This window comes from Oceanimonas sp. CAM02, assembly GCF_032842915.1.
Lineage (GTDB): Bacteria > Pseudomonadota > Gammaproteobacteria > Enterobacterales > Aeromonadaceae > Oceanimonas > Oceanimonas smirnovii.
Window position 1 is genome coordinate 18,151 of record NZ_JAWJBK010000040.1, and the last position, 25,687, is coordinate 43,837.

At 57.5% G+C, this 25,687-nt stretch carries 23 protein-coding genes; 10 read left to right on the forward strand and 13 right to left on the reverse strand.

From position 1 onward, the window contains the following. The first annotated feature begins 107 nt into the window (after positions 1-107). Both R0I78_RS14120 and pta read left to right on the forward strand, forming a co-directional pair. Complete coding sequence (locus R0I78_RS14120; protein ID WP_317075782.1) at positions 108-1,319, forward strand: acetate kinase; 1,212 nt, start codon at positions 108-110, stop codon at positions 1,317-1,319. Further along, a complete protein-coding gene (gene pta / locus R0I78_RS14125) occupies positions 1,316-3,478 on the forward strand; it encodes a phosphate acetyltransferase (RefSeq protein WP_317075783.1) in 2,163 nt (720 codons plus the stop codon). Before R0I78_RS14120 ends, pta begins: the two co-directional genes overlap by 4 nt. A gap of 38 nt (positions 3,479-3,516) precedes the next feature. Here the strand turns inward: pta and R0I78_RS14130 are convergent, their stop codons facing one another. Next, positions 3,517-3,696 (reverse strand): DUF2892 domain-containing protein, encoded by a 180-nt coding sequence (locus tag R0I78_RS14130; RefSeq protein ID WP_019935895.1) that lies wholly within the window; start codon positions 3,694-3,696, stop codon positions 3,517-3,519. A gap of 132 nt (positions 3,697-3,828) precedes the next feature. On the opposite strand from R0I78_RS14130, the gene R0I78_RS14135 reads away from it, so the two are divergent. The 4 genes from R0I78_RS14135 to R0I78_RS14150 all read left to right on the forward strand — a co-directional run bounded on the left by R0I78_RS14135 (position 3,829) and on the right by R0I78_RS14150 (position 10,239). Continuing rightward, positions 3,829-4,587, forward strand: a complete 759-nt coding sequence (locus R0I78_RS14135; RefSeq protein ID WP_317075784.1) for a M15 family metallopeptidase — start codon at positions 3,829-3,831, stop codon at positions 4,585-4,587. 371 nt (positions 4,588-4,958) lie between these two features. Further along, positions 4,959-6,452, forward strand: a complete 1,494-nt coding sequence (locus R0I78_RS14140; RefSeq protein ID WP_317075785.1) for an alanine/glycine:cation symporter family protein — start codon at positions 4,959-4,961, stop codon at positions 6,450-6,452. 130 nt (positions 6,453-6,582) lie between these two features. After that, complete coding sequence (locus tag R0I78_RS14145; protein ID WP_317075786.1) at positions 6,583-8,028, forward strand: NAD-dependent succinate-semialdehyde dehydrogenase; 1,446 nt, start codon at positions 6,583-6,585, stop codon at positions 8,026-8,028. 147 nt (positions 8,029-8,175) lie between these two features. Further along, on the forward strand, positions 8,176-10,239 hold the full coding sequence (locus tag R0I78_RS14150) for a BCCT family transporter (RefSeq protein ID WP_317075787.1): 2,064 nt from the start codon (positions 8,176-8,178) through the stop codon (positions 10,237-10,239). A gap of 43 nt (positions 10,240-10,282) precedes the next feature. Here R0I78_RS14150 and R0I78_RS14155 read toward each other — a convergent pair whose 3' ends face one another. Beyond that, positions 10,283-10,735: a hypothetical protein gene (locus R0I78_RS14155; RefSeq protein WP_019935902.1), complete on the reverse strand. Its 453-nt coding sequence runs from the start codon at positions 10,733-10,735 to the stop codon at positions 10,283-10,285. A gap of 182 nt (positions 10,736-10,917) precedes the next feature. Here R0I78_RS14155 and R0I78_RS14160 point away from each other — a divergent pair, with 182 nt between their 5' ends. Continuing rightward, positions 10,918-11,727 (forward strand): glycine betaine ABC transporter substrate-binding protein, encoded by an 810-nt coding sequence (locus R0I78_RS14160; RefSeq protein ID WP_317075788.1) that lies wholly within the window; start codon positions 10,918-10,920, stop codon positions 11,725-11,727. A 49-nt stretch (positions 11,728-11,776) separates the two neighbouring features. On the opposite strand, the gene R0I78_RS14165 is transcribed toward R0I78_RS14160, so the two are convergent. Both R0I78_RS14165 and R0I78_RS14170 read right to left on the reverse strand, forming a co-directional pair. Then, positions 11,777-12,268, reverse strand: coding sequence for a heme-binding protein (locus tag R0I78_RS14165; RefSeq protein ID WP_317075789.1), 492 nt, complete (start codon positions 12,266-12,268; stop codon positions 11,777-11,779). A 98-nt stretch (positions 12,269-12,366) separates the two neighbouring features. Next, positions 12,367-14,025, reverse strand: coding sequence for a VRR-NUC domain-containing protein (locus R0I78_RS14170; protein WP_317075790.1), 1,659 nt, complete (start codon positions 14,023-14,025; stop codon positions 12,367-12,369). A 142-nt stretch (positions 14,026-14,167) separates the two neighbouring features. On the opposite strand from R0I78_RS14170, the gene R0I78_RS14175 reads away from it, so the two are divergent. The 3 genes from R0I78_RS14175 to R0I78_RS14185 all read left to right on the forward strand — a co-directional run bounded on the left by R0I78_RS14175 (position 14,168) and on the right by R0I78_RS14185 (position 18,403). Next, positions 14,168-14,752, forward strand: a complete 585-nt coding sequence (locus R0I78_RS14175; RefSeq protein WP_317075791.1) for a class I SAM-dependent methyltransferase — start codon at positions 14,168-14,170, stop codon at positions 14,750-14,752. Further along, positions 14,752-17,625 carry a DEAD/DEAH box helicase family protein gene (locus R0I78_RS14180; protein ID WP_317075792.1) on the forward strand — a complete coding sequence of 958 codons (2,874 nt, stop codon included), beginning with the start codon at positions 14,752-14,754 and terminating at the stop codon, positions 17,623-17,625. Before R0I78_RS14175 ends, R0I78_RS14180 begins: the two co-directional genes overlap by 1 nt. Before the next feature lie 70 nt (positions 17,626-17,695). Next, positions 17,696-18,403, forward strand: coding sequence for an inorganic diphosphatase (locus tag R0I78_RS14185; RefSeq protein ID WP_317075793.1), 708 nt, complete (start codon positions 17,696-17,698; stop codon positions 18,401-18,403). A 107-nt stretch (positions 18,404-18,510) separates the two neighbouring features. On the opposite strand, the gene fis is transcribed toward R0I78_RS14185, so the two are convergent. The 9 genes from fis to aroQ form a co-directional block, all read right to left on the reverse strand. Further along, positions 18,511-18,810, reverse strand: a complete 300-nt coding sequence (gene fis, locus R0I78_RS14190; protein ID WP_019935912.1) for a DNA-binding transcriptional regulator Fis — start codon at positions 18,808-18,810, stop codon at positions 18,511-18,513. A gap of 2 nt (positions 18,811-18,812) precedes the next feature. Continuing rightward, complete coding sequence (gene dusB / locus R0I78_RS14195; RefSeq protein ID WP_019935913.1) at positions 18,813-19,802, reverse strand: tRNA dihydrouridine synthase DusB; 990 nt, start codon at positions 19,800-19,802, stop codon at positions 18,813-18,815. Between the two features lie 173 nt (positions 19,803-19,975). Continuing rightward, complete coding sequence (prmA, locus tag R0I78_RS14200; RefSeq protein WP_317075794.1) at positions 19,976-20,851, reverse strand: 50S ribosomal protein L11 methyltransferase; 876 nt, start codon at positions 20,849-20,851, stop codon at positions 19,976-19,978. A gap of 51 nt (positions 20,852-20,902) precedes the next feature. Continuing rightward, the gene (panF, locus tag R0I78_RS14205) at positions 20,903-22,354 is read right to left on the reverse strand and encodes a sodium/pantothenate symporter (RefSeq protein WP_317075795.1); all 1,452 of its coding nucleotides are present in this window, start codon (positions 22,352-22,354) and stop codon (positions 20,903-20,905) included. After that, positions 22,351-22,587: a DUF997 family protein gene (locus R0I78_RS14210; protein ID WP_019935916.1), complete on the reverse strand. Its 237-nt coding sequence runs from the start codon at positions 22,585-22,587 to the stop codon at positions 22,351-22,353. The genes panF and R0I78_RS14210 overlap by 4 nt, the downstream gene beginning before the upstream one ends. A gap of 172 nt (positions 22,588-22,759) precedes the next feature. Next, positions 22,760-23,125 (reverse strand): RidA family protein, encoded by a 366-nt coding sequence (locus tag R0I78_RS14215; protein ID WP_317075796.1) that lies wholly within the window; start codon positions 23,123-23,125, stop codon positions 22,760-22,762. A 90-nt stretch (positions 23,126-23,215) separates the two neighbouring features. After that, positions 23,216-24,556, reverse strand: a complete 1,341-nt coding sequence (gene accC, locus R0I78_RS14220; RefSeq protein WP_317075797.1) for an acetyl-CoA carboxylase biotin carboxylase subunit — start codon at positions 24,554-24,556, stop codon at positions 23,216-23,218. Between the two features lie 9 nt (positions 24,557-24,565). Further along, positions 24,566-25,027, reverse strand: a complete 462-nt coding sequence (gene accB / locus R0I78_RS14225) for an acetyl-CoA carboxylase biotin carboxyl carrier protein (RefSeq protein WP_317075798.1) — start codon at positions 25,025-25,027, stop codon at positions 24,566-24,568. A 36-nt stretch (positions 25,028-25,063) separates the two neighbouring features. Continuing rightward, the gene (gene aroQ, locus R0I78_RS14230) at positions 25,064-25,513 is read right to left on the reverse strand and encodes a type II 3-dehydroquinate dehydratase (protein WP_317075799.1); all 450 of its coding nucleotides are present in this window, start codon (positions 25,511-25,513) and stop codon (positions 25,064-25,066) included. Between the last annotated feature and the right edge of the window lie 174 nt (positions 25,514-25,687).

Sequence of the window (25,687 nt, forward strand, 5' to 3'; positions counted from 1 at the left end):
GCCCGTTGGTAAAGCCCTTTTCTCAAGGATAGAGTTAAAGTGATTTTTATTGCCCGGTTTTTATAACGGGCAAGATGTTTTCGCAACTCCGAAAGAAAGGATTTCCAATGAGTAACGATCTGGTCCTGGTGCTTAACTGTGGCAGCTCTTCTCTTAAGTTTGCCATTCTGGATGCCGCCAGCGGCAATGAGCAGCTGTCGGGACTGGCCGAATGCTTCTATCTGCCTGATGCCCGCATCAAGTGGAAACTGAACGGTGAAAAAGGCGAAGCTGAGCTGGGTGCCGGTGCAGTCCACCAGCAGGCGCTGGACTTTATTGTAACGCAACTGCTCAACCCCAACCCTGAGCTGCTGCAGGGGCTGGTGGCGGTGGGCCACAGAGTGGTGCATGGCGGCGAGCGCTTTACTCAGTCGGCCCTGATCACCGACGAGGTCATTAAAGGCATAGAAGACTGTGCCAGCCTGGCCCCGCTGCACAACCCGGCGCATCTGGTGGGGATTCACTCGGCGATGGCGTCTTTCCCCAACCTGCCTCAGGTAGCGGTATTTGACACTGCCTTTCATCAGACCATGCCCGAGCAGGCTTACCTCTATGCCATTCCGCACCGGCTTTATCGCGAGCATGGCATTCGCCGCTATGGCATGCACGGTACCAGCCACTATTTTATTACCCAGGAAACCGCCAAAGTACTGAATAAACCGGTTAACGAGCTGAATATTATCAGCTGTCACCTGGGTAACGGTGCTTCCGTGTGTGCGGTGAAAAACGGCGAGTCGGTAGACACCTCCATGGGCCTGACCCCGCTGGAAGGCCTGGTGATGGGCACTCGCAGCGGCGACATCGATCCGGCCATTATTTTTCATCTGCACGATGCCCTGGGCTACAGTGTGGAAAGCATCAACACCCTGCTCACCAAAGAGTCGGGGCTGCTGGGGTTAACCGAAATCAGCAGTGACTGCCGCTTTGCGGTAGAAAATTACCAGCAGTTGCCGGCCGCCAAGCGGGCGCTGGATATCTTTGCCTATCGCCTGGCCAAATACATTGCCGGCTACACCTGTGCCCTTGATGGCCGGCTGGATGCCATTGTGTTTACCGGTGGCATTGGCGAAAACGCCGCCACGGTGCGCGCGCTGACCCTGTCCAAACTGGCACTGCTGGGGGTGGAAGTAGATGCCGACGCCAACCGCGATGCCTGCCTGGGCCGGGCGGGGCGCATCAGCACCAGTAACAGCCTGCCGGTGTGGGTGCTGCCCACCAATGAAGAATGGGTGATTGCCAAAGACGCACTCGCCCTGTCACAACAAGAGGAAAACCAATGACCAGAACCATCATGCTGGTGCCTGTCAGCAGTGGTGTGGGTGCCACCTCGGTAAGCCTGGGGATGGTGCGCGCCATGGAGCGCAACGGCGTTAACGTCAGCTTTTTCAAACCGGTATCCCAGCCTCGAAACCGCCGCAAAATACAGGATCATTCCACTGCTGTGGTGGCCAATGGCACCAACCTGACGCCGCCCGAGCCCTTTGCCCTCAGCTATGCCGAAAGCATGATCTCGGCGGGCAATCTGGATGTATTACTGGAAGAAATTGTCGCCCGCTTTGAAAAGCACGTGACCGAAAGCGCTGCCGAAGTGGTGGTGGTAGAAGGGCTTATTCCTACCGACAAACAGCCCTTTGCCACCCGCATCAACTACGACATTGCCAAGGCACTGGATGCCGACATGGTGTTTATTGCCCAGCCCGGCAGCGACAGCAGCCAATATTTAAAAGAGCGGCTGGAGCTGGCCTGTGCCAACTTTGGCGGCGTGCTGAACAAGCGCATTGTGGGCTGCATTATCAACAAGGTGGGGGCACCGGTAGACGAGCAGGGCAACACCCGGCCCGATCTGACCGAAATGTTCAACCCCAACTACAAGGGCGATCACGTTACCGCCAACCTGGAAGTGCTGCAGGTGTTTGGCAAAACGCCCCTGCGCATTCTGGGCTGCATTCCCTGGAACACTCAGCTGGTGGCACCCCGGGCGGTGGATCTGGCCCGTCACCTCAATGCCACCATTATTAATGAAGGCGCGCTTAATACCCGTCGCCTGCAAAGCGTTACCTTCTGTGCCAGAGCGCTGCACAACATGGTGCATCACTTTAAACCGGGCAGCCTGCTGGTGGCCTCGGGTGACCGCTCCGATGTAATTGTGTCTGTGTGTCTGGCGGCTATGAACGGTGTAAAAATTGGTGCTCTGCTGCTCACCGGCAGCTACCACCCCGAGCCCCAGATCATGGACTTGTGCCAGCGCGCCATTGAAACCGGCCTGCCCATTCTGATGGTGAACACCAACACCTGGCAAACCGCCGTCAGCCTGCAGCATTTCAACCTGGAAATTCCGGTAGACGACGCCGGCCGCATTGAAGCGGTGCAGGACTATGTGGCCGGCCATATCGACAAGCACTGGATAGAGTCGTTGTCGGCCAAGTCGGCCCGAAGCCGCCGGCTCAGCCCGCCGGCGTTTCGCTATCAGCTTACCGAGCTGGCCCGCCGCGCCGCCAAGCGCATTGTGCTGCCGGAAGGCGAAGAGCCGCGCACCATCAAGGCCGCGGCCATTTGTGCCGAGCGCGGCATTGCCCGCCCTGTGCTGCTGGGCAACCAGGAAGAGGTGCTGCGCATAGCCGCCCAGCAGGGCGTGGTGCTGGATGAAAAAGTCGACATTGTTGACCCGGAAGAAGTACGGGAAAACTACATAGAGCGGCTGGTGGAGCTGCGCAAGAGCAAGGGCATTACCGAAATTGTGGCCCGGGAGCAGCTGCAGGATAACGTGGTGCTGGGCACCATGATGCTGGAGCGCGACGAAGTAGACGGCCTGGTGTCCGGTGCCATCAACACCACCGCCAACACCATACGGCCACCGCTGCAAATTATTAAAACCGCGCCGGGCTGCTCGCTGGTGTCGTCGGTGTTCTTTATGCTGCTGCCCGATCAGGTGCTGGTATACGGCGACTGCGCCATTAACCCGGATCCCACTGCCGAGCAGCTGGCAGAAATTGCCATTCAGTCGGCGGAGTCGGCCCGGGCCTTTGGCATAGAGCCCCGTGTGGCCATGATCTCTTACTCCACCGGCAGCTCGGGCACCGGTGCCGATGTGGAAAAAGTGCGTGAAGCCACTCGCCTGGCGCAAGACAAGCGCCCGGATCTGGTCATTGACGGTCCGCTGCAGTATGACGCCGCCATTATGGAAAATGTGGCCAAGTCCAAGGCACCCGACTCGCCGGTGGCAGGCAAGGCCACCGTGTTTATTTTCCCGGATCTGAACACCGGCAACACCACCTACAAGGCGGTGCAGCGTTCAGCTCAGCTGGTGTCCATTGGCCCCATGCTGCAGGGCATGCGCAAACCGGTAAACGATCTGTCCCGTGGTGCTCTGGTAGACGACATTGTCTATACCATAGCGCTGACTGCCATTCAGGCAGGGCAGCAGAGCGATAAGAGGTAGTACTGAATGCCGCGCTTCAGGCGCGGCAATATACAAACTTATTTGCTCTTGATGCCCAGTATTTTATACAGCGGGCAAAAGTTCACAAAAGCGGTGATCAGCGGAATCACGCCAATCCAGCCCCAGGGCGTCTGCGGCCCCACAAACACCATGGCAATCAGGGCCAGGCCCACCACAATACGAATGACCTTATCGATACTACCCACGTTCTTTTCCATCACAGCTCTTTTAATTAGCATTTTCTAATTAATGATGGCGCATTTTCATTCGCCCTGCAAGCCGGCACGCCTTGCAAATTACTGCACGATTGGCGAGGCTGGACCTTTCCCCCGTACCGAGAGTCATGATTGATGAACTTTTTATCCCAGCCGCTGCAAAGCCTGCCCGAGCCAGACTGGCAACAGGTGCAGGCCATTCCTGTTGAAGATAATGGTGATCCGCTGGTACCGCTGGGGCTGGTGCCACCGCCGCTGCGGGTGTATCCGGCCTATTTTCACCTGGGGGTGCCCGGCGCGCTGACCGAATGCTATGTGCGCCGCTCGGTATTGCACCGGCTGCAGCAGGCCGCTACGCTGCTGCCCTCGGGCACCGAGCTGGTGGTACTGGACGGCTGGCGGCCGTTTCGTGTGCAGGAATATTTGTTTGAAACCCTCACCGATGCGCTCAAGCGGCGCTTTCCCGATGAAGACGATCAGCACCTGCTGGCCCGGGCCCGGCACTTTGTGTCTGTGCCAAGCACGGATGAAAACGCGCCCAGTCCGCACCTGACCGGCGGTGCCGTGGATGTGTGCCTGTGCGACGGCAACGGCCAGCTGCTGAACATGGGCACCGCCTTTGATGACATTACCCCCTGGTCTTATACCGCCGCCTTTGAAGCGGTGGTCAAACCCGGTGCTGCCGAGGCCGAGGTGATTGAAAACCGCCGTCTGCTGCACAGCTGCATGAGCCGCGCCGGCTTTACCAATCTGCCCAGCGAATGGTGGCACTACGACTACGGCACCCAAAACTGGGCCTGGTACAGCCAGCAGCCGGCGGCGCTGTTTGGCGCTGTGCAGCAGCACAGCCTGGCCGAACGCTGGCGCATGCAGGTGGATGCCGGCAACCGCTAGTCTGTTTTAAAATGTGATTTCTGCTACAAATTCACACATTGGCCCGAGTGCAGGGCCAATGTTTCCTTTGCCCGTTTTCCGCACACTAACCCCAGGCCGCTCAGTTAAGCATAAACAGTGTAAAATGCTTAACCTTCTAAAAAATAAAACATATTCCATTGTTTCAAAACGGGCGGCGGTTTTCCGTTCAGCATCAGTCATATCACTTTATAAATGGCAGGATTAACTCCAATTAAAATTACTGATGGTGTTACCTACTTGTTATAAAACCAATTGCGGAGTAATTTTCCTGCACTCGCCGGGTGCTCCACGTGAATGGCCCGCAGCTGGCGAACAACTCAGGATGATGTACTGCCAAAAAGGAAATGTTCATGAGCGAACTGGTCAATACCATCAATGGCTATATCTGGAGTCTGCCCCTTATCTATTTGTGTTTGGGCGTGGGCCTGTATTTCTCTCTTCGCACCCGCTTTCTGCAGGTGCGCCACATCAAGGAAATGATCCGGCTGATGTTTCAGGGCGGCACCTCGGCAGCGGGCATCAGCTCGTTTCAGGCGCTGGCGCTGTCGTTGTCGGGCCGGGTAGGCACGGGCAACATTGCCGGTGTGGCCACTGCCATTACCTTTGGCGGCCCGGGTGCCGTGTTCTGGATGTGGGTGGTGGCCTTTTTAGGCTCGGGCACCGCCTTTGTAGAATCGGCACTGGCGCAAATCTACAAAGAAAAAGACGACAACGGCCTCTATCGTGGCGGCCCCGCCTTTTACATTGAAAAGGGCCTGGGCATTAAATGGTATGCCTGGGTGTTTGCCATCTCCACCGTGCTGGCTTGCGGCATGCTGCTGCCCGGCGTGCAGGCCAACAGCATTGCCTCCGGCATTGAAAACGCCTTTGGCATTCCCACTACCGTCTCGGCGGCCATTGTGGTGGTGCTGCTGGGGCTGATCATCTTTGGTGGCGTAAAGCGTATTGCTCACTTCACCCAGATAGTGGTGCCCTTTATGGCACTGGGCTACATTCTGGTGGCCTTTGTGATCCTGGTGCTGAACATTGGCCAGGTGCCGGAAGTCGTTAGTTTGATTGTGGGCAGCGCCTTTGGCATGAAGGCCGGCTTTGGTGCCATTCTGGGCCTGGCCATTGAATGGGGCGTGAAACGCGGCATCTATTCCAACGAAGCCGGTCAGGGCACTGGACCGCATGCGGCGGCGGCCGCCGAAGTGTCTCACCCGGCCAAGCAGGGCCTGGTGCAAAGCTTCTCGGTATACATAGACACCCTGTTTGTGTGCTCCGCCACTGCCTTTATGATCATCATTACCGGTGCCTACAACGTGATGGGCAAGGCTGGCGAGGCCATTGTAGAGCAGCTGCCCGGTGTGGAAGCCGGCCCCGGTTACACCCAGGCGGCGGTAGAGGCGGTTATGCCCGGCTTTGGTGGCATTTTTGTGGCGGTGGCGCTGTTCTTCTTCGCCTTTACCACCATTCTGGCCTATTACTACATTGCCGAAACCAACGTGGCCTTTATTAACCGCAAGGTACACCGCCCCTGGCTGATGTTTGTGCTCAAGCTGGTGCTGATGGCGTCTGTGGTATACGGCTCGGTAAAAACCGCCGATCTGGCCTGGGGCCTGGGTGACATTGGCGTGGGGCTGATGGCCTGGCTCAACATTATTGCCATTCTGCTTCTGCAAAAACCCGCTCTGCTGGCGCTGAAAGACTATGAAGCGCAAAAGGCACAGGGGCTGGATCCTACCTTTGATCCGGAGAAGCTCGGCATTAAAAACGCCGATCACTGGGTAAACAAGGGCAAGCCTTCTCAGGCGGCACCTGCGCCGGATGCTCCTGAGTTAAAACCGCAGCCCGAGCGCTGATCACAAAACACTACCAAAGGCCGGACACAGTTCCGGCCTTTTTTGGCTCCAGCATTTTGTGCACACTGGTGCCTATACTCGGGAGCAGGACTCAGGCATAACGAATTCATTACCATCACAGGAGGCAAACATGGACTCGAACAACCCACTGTGGCAAATCGGCTGGTACTGCAACGGCCAGTGGCAGCGCACTCAGCAACACTACGATGTGATTAACCCCGCCACCGGCAAGGTGCTGGCGCAGGTGTCTCGCTGTGGCAGTGATGAAACACAAGCCGCCATTACTGCCGCCGGGCAGGCCTTCACTCACTGGCGCAACACCACGCCCAAAGAGCGCACCGCCGTGCTGCACCGCTGGTTTGAGCTGATAATGGAGCATCAGGATGAGCTGGCCGAGCTGATGGTATTGGAGCAGGGCAAACCCCTGGCAGAAGCCAAAGGTGAAGTGGCCTATGCTGCCAGCTTTCTGGAATGGTTTGGTGAAGAGGCCAAGCGTGCCACCGGCAGCACCATTCCCAGCCCCAAACGGGAAAACCGGCTATGGGTGATTAAGCAGCCGGTGGGCGTGGTAGCCGCCATTACCCCCTGGAACTTTCCTCTGGCCATGATCACCCGCAAGGTGGGCCCGGCCATTGCCGCTGGCTGCACCGCCGTGGTTAAAGCCTCGAGTGTTACCCCCCTGTGTGCCAATGCGCTGGCGGTGCTGGCCGAGCGGGCCGGCTTGCCTGCCGGTGTGCTGAATTTAGTATCGGGCGACTCGGGCCCCATAGGGGAAACCCTGATGAACAGCCCGGCCGTGCGCAAGCTGTCGTTCACCGGCTCTACCGGTGTAGGCAAAAAGCTCATGGCCCAGGCCGCCGGCACGGTAAAAAAGCTGTCACTGGAGCTGGGTGGCAATGCGCCTTTTATTGTGTTTGACGACGCCGATCTCGATGCCGCCGTGGCCGGTGCCATGGCATCCAAGTTTCGGAACACCGGTCAGACCTGCGTATGTGTGAACCGTTTCTATGTGCAGGCCGGCATTTACGACCAGTTTGTAAGCCGCCTGGCGGAGGCTGCCAGCGCCCTGAAAGTGGCCGAAGGCCGGGTGGAAGGTGCCCAGCAGGGGCCGCTTATTACTCAGGATGCGCTCGACAAGGTAAAAGCCCATGTGGCCGATGCCCTGGAAAAAGGCGGCCGGCTGGTCTGCGGCGGCGCGGCCCATGCGCTGGGCGGCACCTTTTATCAGCCCACCGTGATTGCCGACGCCAGCGAAGACATGCAGCTGGCTCAGGAAGAAACCTTTGGTCCGGTGGCCGCCTGCTTTGAGTTTACCGATGAAGCAGAGGCCATTGAGCGCGCCAACAACACGCCCTTTGGGCTGGCGGCCTACTTCTACACGCAGGATCTGGGCCGGGTGTTCCGCGTCTCCGAAGCGCTGGAATCGGGCATGGTGGGCGTAAACGAGGGCATCATCTCCAACGAAGTGGCCCCCTTTGGCGGCGTGAAGGAATCCGGTCTGGGCCGGGAAGGCAGCCAGATAGGTCTGGATGAATTTCTTGAGACCAAATACGTCAACCTGGGTAATTTGAGCTGACACAGTGACGGGGAAGCGGGCCGGTTGGTGACTGTTTTTTATACAGACAACCGGCCCGGGTGCGGAATTGTCATGATTTTGCGTTAAACTAGATTCGATTGAATCAAATCTTACGCCATTTTAACGCCACTCCAAGGAGGCCCGGCCATGACAGCGGATAAATCTCCCCCGTCTTCCACTGTGCTGATCCCTGTTTTTATTCCGGCAGTAATCGTGATCGCCCTGATGGTGATCGGCACCATGAGCAACCCGCAACTGGCGGGTGACATCTTTTCCAGCACCCTGGCCTACATTACCCGCAGCTTTGGCTGGTTCTATATGCTATCGGTTGCCATTTTCCTGGTATTTATTGTTTCCATTGCTTTTAGCCGCTGGGGCAACATCAGGCTCGGGCCGGATCACGCCGAACCCGAATACAGCTTTCCTGCCTGGTTCGCCATGCTGTTTTCTGCCGGTTATGGTATTGCCCTGCTGTTTTTCGGGGTGGCAGAGCCGGTGCTGCACTATGCCGCACCGCCTGAAGGGCCGGCACTGACGGTGGACGCTGCCAAGCAGGCAATGCAAATTGCCTTTTTTCACTGGGGCTTTCATATTTGGGCCATTTATGGTCTGGTGGGGCTGGCGCTGGCCTACTTCGCTTTTCGCCATGGCCTGCCGCTGTCGATGCGTTCCACGCTGTATCCCATTATTGGCGAGAAAATTCATGGCCCCATGGGCCATACGGTAGATATTTTCGCTATTCTTGGCACCTTGTTCGGCATTGCCACAACACTGGGGCTGTCGGTAGCTCAGATCAATGCAGGCCTTAACTATCTGTGGCCGGAAATACCGGTGAATACTACGGTACAGATTATTGCCATCGTTGCCATTACCGGCCTGGCCATATTGTCGGTGGTAGCGGGCATGGACAAGGGGGTGAAGCGGCTGTCGATCCTTAATATGGTGCTGGCCATTTCGCTGATGGTGTTTGTGTTTGCCGTGGGGCCGACCATTTTCATCCTCAACACCTTTATGCAGAACACCGGCAGCTATTTAAGCAATATTGTGGAGCGCACCTTTAACCTGCAGGCTTACACAGCCAGTGACTGGATTGGTAACTGGACCCTGTTTATCTTTGGCTGGACCATTGCCTGGGCACCCTTTGTAGGCCTGTTTATTGCCAAGATCAGCCGGGGCCGCACCATTCGCCAGTTTGTGGTGGGCGTGATGGTGGTGCCGACCATTTTCACTTTTTTATGGTTTTCAGTGTTTGGCGACACGGCCCTGCATTTGATTATGGTGGAAGGTTATACCGCGCTTATTGACGAAGTGCAGACCGATCATGCCATTGCCCTGTTTAAGCTGTTTGAGCGCTTGCCGCTGACCTCCATTGTGTCTTTTATCACAGTTGTGCTGATCATCACTTTCTTTGTGACGTCGTCCGACTCGGGCTCTCTGGTGATTGACTCTCTTGCCTCTGGTGGCGCTCAGCATACGCCAGCCTGGCAGCGGGTATTCTGGGCCTCAACCGAGGGCATTGTTGCCGCCGCGCTGTTGCTGGCAGGAGGCCTGGGCGCGTTGCAAACCGCCTCCATTGTCAGCGCCCTGCCGTTTGCCATTATTATGCTAATTGCAGCCATTGGCATGTGGCGTGCCTTGATCATTGAAGGCCATCACGAGGTAAGCCTGCAACAGCATATGCAGATGCGCCAGACCAAGGTCGGCCCCGGCTTCTGGAAAAAGCGGCTGGCCAACCTGGTTGATTTTCCGCCGCGCGATGCAGTGGAAACCTTTATTCGTACTACCTCCTTTCAGGCCATGCAGCGGGTTGAGGAAGAGCTTGAGCAGCAGGGCTGGGTAGCAGAGGTTGTGTTTGACGAACCCAACTGCCGCACGCGCTTTGAGGTATTTCAGGAGGGTAAACTGGAGTTCATTTATGAAGTCCGGTTACGCGGTTATGCCATGCCCGACTTTGCCTTTCCGGAAACCGAGCGGGATCTGGATGGTGATGATCACTACTATCGTGCCGAGGTGTTTCTGCGCCGGGGCGGTCAGTCTTATGATGTTTACGGCTATGATCAGCAGGACATCATCAGTGACATTCTTGATCAGTTCGAGAAATATCTGCACTTTCTGCATATCTCTCCGGGCATATTGCCCTGGAAAATGGAAGAGCACGATGACGACCTCAAGCCGGATGAGGCCTCGCCGGCAGATGAAAAGCCGGCATAAGCCGGCTGCGGATAAAAATGGCGCTGTATTCAGCGCCATTTTTTTATTCAGTGGTGGGGCGGTTCAGCCAGCCCTGCATGGCAACAGGCCATACCGCAGCCTTGCCGGTGTGTGACTCACTGAACACGCTGAGCTGTTCATTGGCGCTGAGCAGCACCGACATCTGGTTGCTGTCGGCATTCCATACCAGGCCGGCCTTGTCGGCCCCGGCTTGCCGGGTGCGTGACATCAGATAAAACAACGGACCTTCCTGCTGCAACGCATCGGCGGTGCGCAGCAAAGACACAGTGGTGTCGTAATGAGGGCCAAGCAGGCTGGTCATACGGGTTTTAATGAGCGGCTGCTCCAACAAATTGGTCTGTTCAGGATCAAGCCCCACCATGGGTTTAAGGATGGCCCACATCAGCTGGCTGGGGCCCATTGCCAGTAACGGTGCCATACAGGCACTAAGGGTAAAAGAGAGCAACGCCACCTTTAACAACAGAGCAAAACGCATAGCAAACTATCCGGGTTGAAATAAGCCGGCGCAAATTATCACAGCTCACACAAAAAGAAATCAGCCCCGTTAAAAAATAACCGGCACGTGACAGGCCGGAACAACGCCAGCATTCAACCGGCACACGACAACCCTGCAATTTTTTGGCATGCTGAGCGCCTTGTTGTGACAAGGGTTCTGATATGAAATACGGGCTTATATTGATGCTGACCCTGCTGTTGACGGCGTGCTCGCCCGAGCCCCAGCAGCACATTCGTTTGCTTGGTGGCGACTGGAGCACGGCCCGCGCCATGACAGAGCTGGCCCGGCAGGAGCTGGAGCAGGCCGGCTTTGCCGTGAGTGTAGAGACGGTGGCACCGGGTCAGGTCTGGTCAAAACTGGCCACGGGCGAGGCCGATGCCAGCCTGTTGGTCTGGTTGCCCGACAGCAGCCGCCACCATGCCGAGCGCTTTTTCGACAAGCTGCACGATCTGGGCCCCAACGGCCCTGTGCTGAAACTGGGGCTGGCGGTACCGGTCTCGGCACCACTGAGTCGTATCAGTGATCTGAACGACAGTGATTATGCCGACCATAAGGTGATTGGCATGATGCCCGGACACGGCAGCCAGGTGCTGACCGAGCAGGCCCTGGCCCGCTACCGGCTGGATCATTATCAGCTGCTGTCCGGCACCGGTGAGGCTTACACGCATCTTGCCGATAGCGCCATTGCACAACAACTGCCGGTAGTGATCGCAGCCTGGTCACCGGGCAATATCATGCTCAACCCGCAGCTAAAATGGCTGCAGGACGACAAGGAGTATTTTCCTGCCACCGAGCGGGCACACACACTGGTGCGCCGCGGTCTGGAAGACAGTGCTCCCAAGGCCATGACGGTGCTTGGCAATATTCGTCTGAACGAACATGAACTGATCCGGCTGCTGCAGCTGGTAGCTGACGAAGCAGATATTACGCTGGCGGTTAATAAGTGGCGCAGAGAAACAGCGCCGCTGTAGGGGACTCTGTTACCGGCCGGGCTCAAATATGAGCCCGGGTCTGTTGTGTTTAAAGGGTTTTCGGCAGCACCTGCTCAATGGCCGTGAGCGCACAGCCTTCATCAATTTCGGCTCCGCCGGCACCGGCTACGCCAATGGCACCAATCACCTGATCTTCCACTTTCAGCGGCACGCCGCCACCCAGCAGCAGCAGTTCATCCAGCGTATTGAGGTTTTCGGCCTCAGGGTTGTTGCGGGCGTTTTCCGACAGCTGCCGTGACGAAGTTTTAGTAGACAGAGAAGTAAACGCCTTGCGCTGGGCGGCCAGGGTGTTGTGCGGGCCTACGTTACCATCCCGCTGCAGTGCCACCAGATTACCGCCACGATCTACCACCGCCACTACGGCAGTGCGCCCCTGGGCGTGGCAGGCAGCCAGCGTGGCGTCCAGCAACTGGTTGGCAAGAGACAGGCTTACATCAGCTCGCTGAGGAATGGCGTCGGCGGCAAAACCGGGAGCGGCACACAGGGCCAGAGCCAGCAGAGAAAAGCGTAAGTTTTTCATGACGGTGGTTATCTCCGTTACATATCAGGTGGGAGTGAATAAACACCATCTTGCCTGCCTGACCCCGTCAAACGGATTGCCAAAGCATTACCATTTTGTCATGTTGGCAGCCAGCTGACCTCACACACACTCACCGGCAGCCCCTGTTCCAGCATGGCCCCAAGCCACAGCCGCTGATGATCCTGCAGCCGGTCGCCGGGGCCTTTTACTTCAATTAACCGATACTGGCCGGTGGCCGTATTCAGCTCCAGCAAATCGGGCATGCCCTTGCGGTGGTGGCGCAAATCCAGCAATAAATGCCGGAACACCGCCTCAAGATGCGCTGCCGGAATAATGTTCAGCGCCTGCTCCACCAGCCTTGCCGGCAGGGCAGGCCAATGAATAAAAGAACAGCTGATGCCCTGTTTCTGTTGATGCCGCGCCATGATAAGGGCTCGATATTCTCCTTTGGCCAGCTGAGTAAAACCTTCATCAATCAGCTCACGCCGGGCATCGGCAAATCCGGGCCGGTATAAATCGGCCGGCCCTGCCTGAAACGGATGAAAAAACGCCCCGCGTACCGGCGCAAACAGAGCAGGCCAGAACAGCAGCGCAAACAGGCCGTTGAACAGCCGGTTTTCCACATGAAAAACGCACACCTGCTCGTTGGCCAAATGCGCTGCTACCGCTGCCTCCACACCGCCGCTGTCGGGCTTTGGCAACGGCAAATGACTTACCGGCACCGCAGGCGAGGCCGGTGCAGGCACAACCATGCCCGCCTTTTTGGCGCTGCGCTGCAAAATGCGGCCGAGGCTAATGCGGGCTTCCGGCTGCGTTATCTCATTAAGCGCCTGCTGCGCCAGGGCGGCTACCTTGGCCGGATCGTCCTGTTTTTCCCGCAGGCGCAGGGCACGAATGCGCGCCTCTCTGTGCCGGCTTTGTTCATAATGCGCCAGCGCCAGTGCTGTGTTGCCTTCCCGCTCCGCCTGCCGGCCCAGCTGAAACAGCAACTTGTGGCGGCGATATTCAATCCACTCGCAGGCCACAGGCGCAGGCAGCGGCACATGCTGAGCACAGGTGTCTTGCATGCGCTCCTGCAGCTCAAACAGAGCCAGCATGGCATTTACTTCGTCCCGGTGCTGAAACGGGCGTGAATGCTCACTCAGCGCCACCGGCTCAAAGCGTTGCAGGCCCAGCTCGGTAAGCACAAATTCCGACCAGTCCTGATGCAGATTGCCGAAAAACATCAATCGCAGCCGGGTAAACAAGGCGGTGCAGGAAAGCGCCACCACTGCAAAGGGCGCATGGGGCCACCAGCCGCCCAGCGGCTGCGGGTTTTGCGCCGGGCCGGTTAACAACACCTCTTCCAGATCCTGCTTGCGGGCGGAAGCGGCAATGGCCTGCGCCGGCAGCCGGTGGCGGGCCAGCTGCACACATTCCTCACGCCGGGCCAGGGCACAAACCTCACTTAACGCCAGCGCTGGCTCCAGCGTCACCAGGCCGGCCCCGGCCAGCTCATGCAGCGCAGAAGTCACATTCGGAATTTCGGCATACACCAGCTTGTTAAGCCGAAACAAATGGCCCTTGCGCATGACCAGCCGCACCAGCAAGCCCTGAGCCGGCTCGCTCAGGGCCAGCATGCCGGCAAGCTGGTCGCGCTCACTGGCCAGCCATAAATCGCCATAGCGAGTCAGGCAAAACCGAATTATCTGCTGCATATTACGCAGATAATAAAACGGGTCGTCCAGCGGGGCTGGCGTGATGGAAGGTGTTGTCATGGGGGTAGTTTACAGCGTTAAATTATTGATGAAAAAGACACAGCAGCAAACTGATCCATTTCACATTAAGTCTCGAATGAAAACGCCTCTATACCAGCAAGTTTGATACAGTAACCCGCATGTGTATTTACCGGCCGGCACGATGACTCTCGATTATTACCAGCAACAGGCGGATGCCTTTTTTGCCGCCACTGTCAGCGTGGACATGACTTCTCTTTATGATCGCTTTTTGCCTCATGTGGCCGAGGGCGGTCATATTGCGGATGCCGGCTGCGGCTCGGGCCGCGACAGCCGGCATTTTGCCGGCCTGGGCTACAGGGTAACGGCCTTTGATGCCAGTCCGGCGCTGGTGCAAAAGGCGCGGGACTACACCGGTCTGCCGGTGGCCTGCCACGAGTTTCTCTCGCTCTCCTGCCAGCCCCCCGCCGATGCCATCTGGGCCTGTGCGTCTCTTCTGCATGTGCCAGAAAATGAGCTGGCGGGCGTGCTGGCGCATTTGGCCGCACAGCTGAAAACCGGCGGCGTGCTTTATTGCTCCTTTAAATACGGCAGGGGCGAGGTGGAGCGCAATGGCCGCCGTTTTACCGATATGAATGAACAGGGGCTGGCACAGTTGCTGGAAGCGTTGCCACTGGCAATTACAGAAAGCTGGCAGACGGCGGATCTGCGCCCCGGCCGCGAGCAGGAAACCTGGCTTAATGCCCTGCTGAAAAAGGAGAGCGACTGATGCTGGAACTGGTCACCGGTGGCGGCAAGCAGGATCCTGTGTTCAACCAGCCACTGTTAACGCCATTGCTTGATGCCATTAACCAGGCCGGCAAGGGCAGTGCCATTACCATGGTGGTGTCTTTTATTCGTCAGAGTGGGCTGTGGCTGCTGAAAGATGCGTTGCATGAAGCGCTGGGGCGGGGGGCCACATTGCGGGTGCTCACGTCCGATTATCTGGATGTAACCGAGCCGGTGGCACTCAGAGAGCTGATGCTGCTGGCCGAGCGCAGTGCCGATGTGCGTATTTACCAAAGCAGCGGCGAGGCCGGCTTTCATCTCAAGTCTTATCTGTTTATTCAGCAACAGGGCGAGCAGCAGCTGCAGGGCAAAGGCTTTGTGGGCTCCAGTAATTTATCGAAAGCGGCACTGACCCAATCGCTGGAATGGAGCTGGCAGCTGACGGTGAATGATGTTCACAGTCCGGCGGCCAGCAGCCTGCTGGCGCTGCAGGCGCAGATGGAGCGACTGTTTAACGACAGTCGGGTGGTTCCGCTTTCCAGTGAATGGATAGATGATTACCTCAGGCGTTATCGCCAAAGCCCGTTAACCCATCTTCGGCTGGTTACCGGCGACACCCGCAGCGATGACGAAACCCTGCGCGAAACCCCCATGCCCAACAGCGTGCAGGAAGCAGCATTGGCGGCATTGCAGGCCAGCCGGACCGAGGGCTATCGCCGTGGTCTGGTGGTGATGGCCACCGGCCTCGGCAAAACCTGGCTGGCAGCCTTTGATGTGCGCCAGATGCAAGCCGCGCGCATTTTGTTTGTGGCTCACAGAGACGAGATTATTCGTCAGGCTCAGTCCACTTTTATTCACATGAACCCCGACGCACACACCGGCCTGTATACCGGCGATCAGAAAGAGCAGGCCAACTGGCTGTTTGCTTCGGTGCAGACCCTGGGGCGGGATGTTCATCTCAAACGGTTTGACCGGGAACACTTCGATTACATCATCGTGGACGAATTTCACCATGCCACGGCGTCGTCTTATCGTCGGCTGCTGGATCACTTTAGGCCAAAGTTTTTACTGGGCCTGACCGCTACTCCCGACCGTACCGATCAGGCGGATATTCTGGCCCTGTGCGACGACAATCTGGTGTTTGAGTGCCACCTGCGGGAAGCCATAGAGCGCCGTCATCTGGTGCCGCTGGTCTATCACGGCATTTATGACGAGCATATCAACTACGAGGAAATCCCGTGGCGCAATGGCCGTTTTGATCCTGATGCTCTGGATCATGCCTTTGCCAGCCAAAAGCGGGCCAAGCACGCGCTGGAACAATGGCGACGGCTGGGGCGCAGCCGCACTCTGGCGTTTTGTGTATCGGTGCGTCATGCCGAATTTATGGCGCGTATCTTTCAGGAAGCCGGCATTAACGCCGCCGCCGTCTATGCCGGATCTTCGCTGCCCCGTAACCAGGCACTGAAGGATCTTGCTGTAGGCCGGCTCAGCGTGATCTTCTCGGTGGATTTGTTTAACGAAGGTACGGATCTTCCTGCCATCGACACTCTGCTGATGTTGCGGCCCACCGAATCGCGCATTGTGTTTTTGCTGCAACTGGGTCGCGGCCTGCGCCTGCACCCGGGCAAGCAGGATCTGATGGTGATTGATCTGGTGGGCAATCACAGATCCTGTCTGTTTAAACCCTGGCAATTGCAGGAGACGCTGGGGGGATCAGGCACGCCGGGAGTAACCGATATCACGCTGCCGCCCGGCTGCTTTATTAATCTGGATCCGCAAGTGATCAAACTTGCCGATCAACTGCGTTACGGCAGTCGGGTGAGAGTAGCCGATGATTATGTGCGCCTGCGGGATCAACTGGGATCACGGCCTACAGCGGTGCAGGCCTTTCAGGCAAATATCGATTTTACCAAGGTGCGCAAGCAGCACGGCAGCTGGTTTGGGCTGGTACAAGAGCAGGGTGATCTGCCGGCGAACGCCGAGCGTGTGCTGGCAAAACTACATGATTTTTTGCTGACCGGCATTGAAACCACCCGGCTTGCCAAGTGCTTCAAGCTGATTTTATTGCAGGCGCTGCTGGAGCTGGACGGCCTGCGTGAGCCGCCTCTGCTTAGCGAACTGGCTGAACAGTCCCGGCTGGTGCTGGAGCGCCATCCTGATTTATTTATGCAGGATTTGCCCAAGCCTCAGCAGACCATAGCAGGCAACTCTGCCCAGTGGCTCAGCTACTGGAGCAGAAATCCGATAAAACACAGCACCAGCGGCAGCGGAGACTCTCAGGCTGACTACTGGTTCGAGATTCAGAATGAGCGCTTTTGTCCGCGCTTCAGCCTGCCGCTCAACGAGCTGAGTACTCTGCACGACATGATGCAGGAACTGGTGGACTTGCGGCTGGCAGAATACCGCCGGCGCAAGAATAAAGCCAAAACGGAGCAGATTACGCCAAGCGCCGAGGTGGTGAAGCTGCCGTATTATCCGGATCTGAAAATTGCCTGTGGCCATTTCAGAACCGGCAGCAGCGATGGTGCGGAAATGATGCCGGTGCCCGAAACAAAAGTGCGAGTGGATCCTCTGCATCACTTTCTGGCCAGAGCAAAAGGCAACTCCATGAATGGCGGTAAGCATCCGGTGAACGACGGCGATCTGCTGTTGCTGGAGTGGATTACTCCAGACCATGCCGGCAGCATCAGTAACCAGACGGTGGCTATAGAACGGCAGGATCAAACCGGTGACGATCAATATCTGCTGCGGGTAGTGTGCAAAATCGCCGAGAACAACTACCTGTTGCACGCCACCAATCCGGATTATGAAGACATTGCCGTTACCGAGGAGATGAAGCCGTTTGCACGGCTGAGGGAAGTGCTGAAAGGGTGAGAGCCCTGTAATACTGCCGTCACCTTGCCTGCCCATAGTGATTCAGTTCTTTTTCAAGGAGTTGAATTACATGCAAAAAATCCTGACGCTATCCGCCGTTGCCGGCCTGGTGATGTTATCTGCCACCACTCATGCCAACAGTCTGGGCGGTCTGGCTTTTTCCGGCTCCACGCCCCATAGCGCTGCCATGACGGTAAAAGACGACTTTACCATAACGGGCAAGGCGGAGCTGATGCAGCTGAAGGCCATTAACGAAGACGGCACGGTAAACGCTATTGTAGAAATTCCCACTGGCACCTCCGCCAAGTGGGAAGTAAGCAAGGAAGATCCCAAAGCGGTTTACTGGGAATATAAAAACGGCCAGCCCAGAGTGGTGAATTATCTGGGTTATCCGGGCAACTATGGTGCCATTCCCGGCACGGCCCTGCCCAAAGAGCTGGGCGGCGATGGCGACCCATTGGATGTGATTGTGCTGGGGCAGGCGGTGCCACGAGGTGAAGTGGTGAAGGTGCGGGTGATAGGTGTGCTGAAAATGCTGGATGACGGCGAGCAGGACGACAAACTGATTGCCGTGTTGGCCAAAGACTCCCCCTTTGCTCACATCGGGAGCATGGCGCAGCTGGATGAAGAATATGCCGGCGTCAGCCGAATTGTTGACCTCTGGTTTGCCAATTACAAAGGCCCGGACGGTGGCATGGAAAGCCAGGGTTTTGAAGACGCCGAGTCTGCCCGCAAGGTGCTGAATGCGGCCGCTGCTCATTTTGAGGCCGCCGGTTAAGGCCTGTTGCACAGGCCCCGCCGGCTAAAGCGGCGGCTACAAACAAGAAAAAGGCGTTAACTCTTTCGAGGTAACGCCTTAAAAATCAGTACTTTAACTGAATATAATCAGTTCATTCCATACTTTTTGAGCTTTTTACGCAGAGTGCCGCGGTTAATGCCCATCATGTTGGCAGCGCGGGTCTGGTTGCCGCGGGTATACTGCATGATCACGTCCAGCATGGGCGCTTCGACTTCGGAGAGAACCAGTTCATACAGCTCGGTTACTTCCTGGCCGTTAAGCTGGGACAGGTAGTTGCGCAGGGCCTGATCCACAGAGTTGCGCAGCGGGCGCTGGGTCGGCTGCTCGGAAGTTGCAGATTTGGTGGTAGTTACCAGTGCGTCAGAAGTCGTAGTTTGTTCGAACATATTCAGTCGGCTCTTCTATTGTTCGTTAAGCTATTATTCGCGAAAAACTGCTCCAAGGCGTCGAGCTGTTGCTCGGCATCCTCGATAGCGTTGAAATTACGGCGAAAGTCACGGCCCGCCTCACTTTCCTGCAAGTACCAGCCCACATGTTTTCGGGCAATCCTTGGACCCATTACCTCGCCATAAAAGTCATGCAGCGCGGTAACGTGTTCCCGAATCATTGCCTGCTCCTGTTCCGTCGGAAGCGGGGCGGGCAGGGTGCCTTGCTCAAGATAATGGCGGATTTCTCTGAAAATCCATGGTCGTCCCTGGGCAGCCCGGCCAATCATAATGGCATCGGCACCGGTGTAATCCAGCACAAACCGCGCCTTTTGCGGACTGCTGATATCTCCGTTGGCAACAACGGGGATCGAGACGGCCTGTTTTATTGCCCTGATGGTGTCGTATTCCGCGTTTCCCTTATACATGCAGGCGCGAGTGCGGCCATGCACGGCAAGAGCCCGAATTCCGCAGTCTTCGGCAATGCGGGCAATGTGCACGCCGTTGCGGTTATCCGTGTCCCAGCCAGTACGAATTTTCAGGGTAACGGGCACCGGCACTGCATTTACCACGGCGCTGACAATGTCCTGCACCAGCTCCGGGAATTGCAGCAGGGCGGAGCCTGCCATCTTTTTATTTACTTTCTTTGCCGGACAGCCCATGTTGATGTCGATGATCTGCGCGCCCTGATCCACATTGTATCGGGCTGCATCGGCCATCAGTTCCGGATCGGCTCCGGCAATTTGCACGGAGCGAATGCCGGCCTCACCTGCATGATCCATACGCCGGCGCGATTTGTCGGAATCCCGCAAACGGGGATTGGCCGACATCATTTCCGACACGGCCATGCCGGCCCCCATGCGCATGCACAGGGTGCGGAAGGGTCTGTCGGTTACGCCCGCCATGGGTGCAACCAGTAACGGTGCGTCCAGTTTGTAAGGACCAATTTCCATGAGGTTAAGGCTGTCTTGGCTCAGGGTCGCGTATCTTACGCATTTTTGACGGTGCTGAAAAGCTCACAAATTGACCGGCGCATAAATTTTTATAAGTCAAGGTTCTGGTGCATTTTTTATGCAGTTTCAAGACCGGTTTGGAGCTTTAAGGTGGCTCCATGAGGAGCCTTTTCTCAGCGCTTGCTGCCGTTCAGGCGGGCCCATTCTTCCCGGAACTCAGGCTCGGCCATATCAAACCACTGGTCATACACCTGATTCAGACCATCGGCCTGGGTTTCCAGAATGCCGGATAGCGCCAGTTTGCCGCCTGTGCGCACCAGGCTGCTGATCACCGGAGAGAGTTCTTTCAGCGGGCCGGCCAGAATGTTGGCCACCACCACATCGGCGGTGAGGCCTTCGGGCTGATCCTGGGGCAGATACACACTCAGGCGGTCGGCCACGCCGTTGCGCTCGGCGTTGTCTTTGCTGGCCTGTAGTGCCTGAGGGTCAATGTCGATGCCAATCACTTCTTTGGCACCCAGCTTGAGCGCCGCCAGGCCGAGAATACCCGAGCCGCAGCCAAAGTCGATCACGGTTTTGCCGGTGAGATCCTGGCCGTCGAGCCATTCCAGACACAGTGCCGTGGTGGGGTGAGTGCCGGTGCCAAAGGCCAGGCCAGGATCCAGCATCACGTTCACCGCCTCGGGCTCGGGCACATCGCGCCAGCTGGGGCAAATCCACAGCCGCTGGCCAAAGCGCATGGGATGAAAGCTGTCCATCCACTCGCGCACCCAGTCTTTGTCTTCCAGCTGCTCTACCTTATATACCAGGTCTTTGCGGTAGAACTTTTTCAGAAAGTCGATGATGGGGGCCGGATCGGTTTCGGCGTCGAACAGGCCCACGACGACGGTGTCGTCCCACAACAGGGTTTCACCGGGCAGAGGCTCAAACACCGGCTTGTCTTCGGCGTCCATGTAGGTCACCGCCTGCGCGCCACGGCCAGACAGCATGTTGCTGACCTTGTCGGCGGTTTTTTCGGTGGCGTTGATGCGAATTTGTATCCAGGGCATGGCAGTCTTCGTTAGGGGTTAAAGAGCATATTCTATCATATTGCCGCCGTGTCAGCGGCCAAACAGGGCGCGCACCTCGGCAGAGGGGGGCGGTGTCAGCAGAGAGCCCACCACATAGGCCAGGCCCGAGAGCGCCAGGCTCGGCACTATGGCATGCAGCCCCAGCGGCTTGATGCCAAAGTGCAGCAGCAGGCTGTAGCTGATGGCACCGGTGAGCATGGAGGCCAGCGCGCCCGTGCTGTTGCCCCTCCACCAATACAGCCCCAGCACCAGCGGCCAGAAAAAGATCGCTTGCAGGGCGCCAAAGGCCATCAGGTTCAGCCAGATGATCATTTCCGGCGGGCTTAAGGCGGCCCACAGCACAATCAGCCCCAGCACCAGCGTCACCAGTTTGCTGGCGCGCTTGATGGTGGCGGGGGCCGGCTGGGTTTTGCACAGGTGATTAAGATAAAGGTCTTTTACCAAAGTGGCGGCGGCCTGGATCAGCTGAGAATCAATGGTCGACATAATGGCGGCCATGGGCCCGGCCAGAAACAGTCCGGCTACCAGCGGCGGCAGCACGGTGAGCATCAGGGTGGGCATCACCTTGTCGGGCACCGTCAGCTCGGGCACCAGCACGCGCCCAAGCGCACCGGCAAAGTGCATGCCAAACATCAGCAGGGCACCTACTACAGTGCCGATAATAATGCCTCTGTGCATGGCGGTGCTGTCTTTATAGGCCAGGCAGCGCACCGCCGAGTGGGGCAGACCAATGACCCCAAAGCACACCAGCACCCAGAACGACAGCATAAAGCTCATGCTCAGAAAGCCGTCGGGCCCCTGCGGCTGCACCAGGCCGGGATCAATGGCTTCCAGCTTGGTGAACATGGCCGCTGCGCCGCCACCGGCCTGCAGCACGCCGGCCAGCAGCACCACTGTGCCCAGCAGCATCAGCACGCCCTGCACCGCGTCGGTCACCACAACAGCGCGAAAGCCGCCCACCAGGGTATAGAGCAGCACGGCCCCGGCAAACAGCATAAGTCCGCTCTGGTAAGACAGGCCGGTCACGGTTTCCAGCAGCCGGGCACCGCCAATAAACTGCACCACCATGGTGGCCACAAAGGCGGCCAGCAGCCCCAGGCCGGCCAGCAGTACCACCAGCGAGTTCTGGTAGCGGGCCTGCAGCATGTCGTTAATGGTGAGTGCGTTTACCCGCCGCGCAATATGGGCGAACTGTTTGCCCAGCACCCCCAGAGTCAGCCAGACCGTGGGCACCTGTATCATGGCCAGCAGCACCCAGCCCAGCCCCATGCGGTAGGCAGCACCCGGGCCGCCAATAAAGGAAGACGCCGAGGCGTAGGTGGCCACCATGGTCATGGCCAGCACAAAGCCGCCCATGGAGCGGCTGCCCAGAAAATAGTCCTGCATAAAGCCGTTTTCACTCTGGCGGCGGCCCAGCCAGAGCCCCAGGCTGATCATGGCTGCCAGATAGACGAGCAGCGGAAGGGTGAGTTCGGCATTCATGAGGAGGCTTCCAGGTTTACTGCTTTAAAACACCAGCGCACCATGAGCGCACACAGCACAATAAACAGCAGCGGGTTGAACAGGCAGCTCAGCAAAAACCACAACGGCCAGCCGGCCAGGGTGAGTGCCGGCGGCACCAGCCAGGCACATGCGGCCCAAAGCGCCAGATACAGCAAGGCCAGCAGCACGCTGAGCAAGGCTTCGCGCCGGGCAACAGAGACAATGGAATTCATCAATTGAAGGCTCCTTCAGGAAGGACCGAAGCATACCAGTGAGGGAATAAAGGGACAAACACGGGGGTCACATCAGGGCGTATGTTGTGATGAGCGCAGCGAATCGCAACACCCGGGCACCGGTGAACTGTTGGGGGCGAGCAAAGATACCGGGTCGAGGCCCGGTATGACATTACCCCTGATATTCCTCGCCGGCGGCGGCGACAAAGGCCATCTCCACCAGATAGCCGGGGTTGGCCAGTTCGGCTTTCACGCAGGCGCGGCTGGGCGCTGTGTTTTCCGGGAACCATTCATCCCAGACTTCGTTAAAGGCGGGCAGGTTGGCAAAGTCGGTAAGATAAATGGTCACAGACAGCAGCCGGCCTATGTCGCTGCCGATTTTGGCCAGCGCTGCTTCGGCCTGTGTCATCACCTGCCGGGTCTGCTCCTGAATGCCGGCAGACAGATCGCACTCGGGCACTTCCACAAAATGGGCGATGCCGTTAAATATGGTAATGTCGGACCAGCGTTTGCAGGGGTTGATACGATGAATCTTCATATTGCAGTTGTCTCAGTGGGCTGAGCGCCTGGTGTAACGGTTAGACAAAAACGGCACCCTCGGGTGCCGTTTTATCATTCCGCACAAGCCTTACAGGCCCAGCTTTTTCTCAAGGTAGTGGATGTTGGTTCCGCCATTGCGGAAGTTCTCATCACTCATAATTTCCTTGTGCAGCGGAATATTGGTTTTAATGCCGTCAATAACCAGCTCGTTCAGGGCGTGATTCATGCGGGCAATGGCGATATCGCGGTTTTCGCCGTAGCAGATCAGCTTGCCGATCATGGAGTCATAATAGGGCGGTACCCGGTAGCCGGCATACACGTGAGAGTCCCAGCGCACACCCAGGCCACCCGGCGAGTGGAAGCGGGTAATTTCGCCCGGGCTGGGAATAAAGGTGCGCGGGTCTTCGGCGTTAATGCGGCACTCAATGGCATGGCCACGCACCATCACCTGCTCCTGGGTGATGGACAGGGGCAGGCCGGCGGCCACACGCAGCTGTTCTTTAATCAGATCCACACCGGTGATCATCTCGGTCACCGGGTGCTCCACCTGAATACGGGTGTTCATTTCAATGAAATAGAACTCGCCGTTTTCATAGAGGAACTCAAAGGTGCCGGCGCCGCGGTAGCCAATGTCCACACAGGCCTTGCAGCAGCGTTCGCCGATGAACTTGCGCATTTCGGCGGTAATGCCCGGCGCCGGTGCCTCTTCTACCACCTTCTGGTGGCGGCGCTGCATGGAGCAGTCGCGCTCGGCCAGATGAATGGCGTTGCCCTGGCCGTCGGCCAGCACCTGAATTTCGATATGGCGCGGATTTTCCAGGAATTTCTCCATATACACCATGTCGTTGCCAAAGGCAGCACCGGCCTCGGCCTTGGTCATGGCAATGGAGCTTTCCAGCTCAGACTCGGAGCGCACCACACGCATGCCGCGACCACCACCGCCACCGGCGGCCTTGATGATTACCGGATAGCCAATGCGCTTGGCAATGGTGGCGTTACGCTTGGCGTCGCCGCCAATGGGGCCGTCGGAGCCGGGCACACAGGGCACGCCGGCTTTTTTCATGGCTTCAATGGCGGACACCTTGTCGCCCATCAGGCGAATGGTGTCACCGCGCGGGCCAATGAAGATAAAGCCGGACTTTTCTACCTGGTCGGCAAATTCGGCGTTTTCTGCCAGAAAGCCGTAACCCGGGTGAATGGCCACGGCGTCGGTCACTTCGGCGGCGGCAATAATGGACGGCACGTTCAAATAAGACTGAGTGGCCTGGTTGCCACCAATGCAGATGGACTCGTCGGCCAGCAGCACGTGCTTGAGTGCGCGGTCGGCGGTGGAGTGCACCGCAACCGTCTTGATCCCGAGCTCCTTGCAGGCGCGCAGAATACGCAGGGCGATTTCACCGCGGTTGGCGATGACTACTTTATCCAGCATGGGAATTCCTTATTCGATGATGAACAGCGGCTCGTCGAATTCGACCGGCTGGCCGTTGTCAACCAGAATGGCCTTCACCACGCCGGCCTTGTCGGCCTCGATCTGGTTCATCATCTTCATGGCTTCAACAATGCACAGGGTGTCGCCCACATTCACGGTCTGGCCTACTTCAACGAAGTTTTTGGCACCGGGGCTGGAGGCGCGGTAGAAGGTACCTACCATGGGAGAACGCATAACATGACCGCTCAGCTCGGCAGCAGGGGCTTCGGCAGCCGGAGCAGCAGCAGCGGGGGCGGCAGGCGCTGCAGCCGGGGCGGGAGCAGCCTGAAACTGCTGCGGAGCCTGCATTACCGGGGCGGGGTTACCGTAACGGCTGATGCGTACGGACTCTTCGCCTTCGGCAATTTCCAGCTCGGCAATACCGGACTCTTCTACCAGTTCTATCAGTTTTTTGATTTTACGAATATCCATGAGCGTTCTCTTTAGTTTTGTTGATGCTGATATCAATCAGCGACGGGCCAGGTAACGGGCCGCCGCCTCAAGGGCAAATTCGTAACCATCGGCACCCAGGCCACAAATTACCCCCACCGCCTTGTCTGCCAGGTAGGAGTGATGGCGGAAAGGCTCACGGGCATGCACATTCGACAGGTGCACTTCAATGAAGGGAATATTAACTCCCAGCAGGGCATCGCGAATGGCTACGCTGGTGTGGGTAAAGGCTGCAGGATTGATGATTACAAAATCCTGCTGGCCATCGGCCTGGTGAATGGCATCGAGCAACAGGTGCTCTGCATTGGATTGGAGGTGACTGAGCTCAATATTGCGCGCCGCAGCCTGCTCGGTAAGGCGGGCAACAATATCGGTCAGGCTGTTATTGCCGTAAATGCCCGGTTCGCGCCGGCCCAGCAGGTTAAGATTTGGCCCGTTGAGCAGGAGAATTCGGTATTTGTCGGCCATTCTGCAGCAATCCTCGTCAATCTTGCGGTGTTCACCTTGATTTGAGATGAGCCTAACGCTTTTTGCCGGTTTCAGGCAAATAAAATTATGCATTTGGGCTCGGTGCGCTCAATTATAGTGATTTCACGAAAATTGGCAGCAATTTACTGGTCTAATGACCTAAGTTTTTTTGAT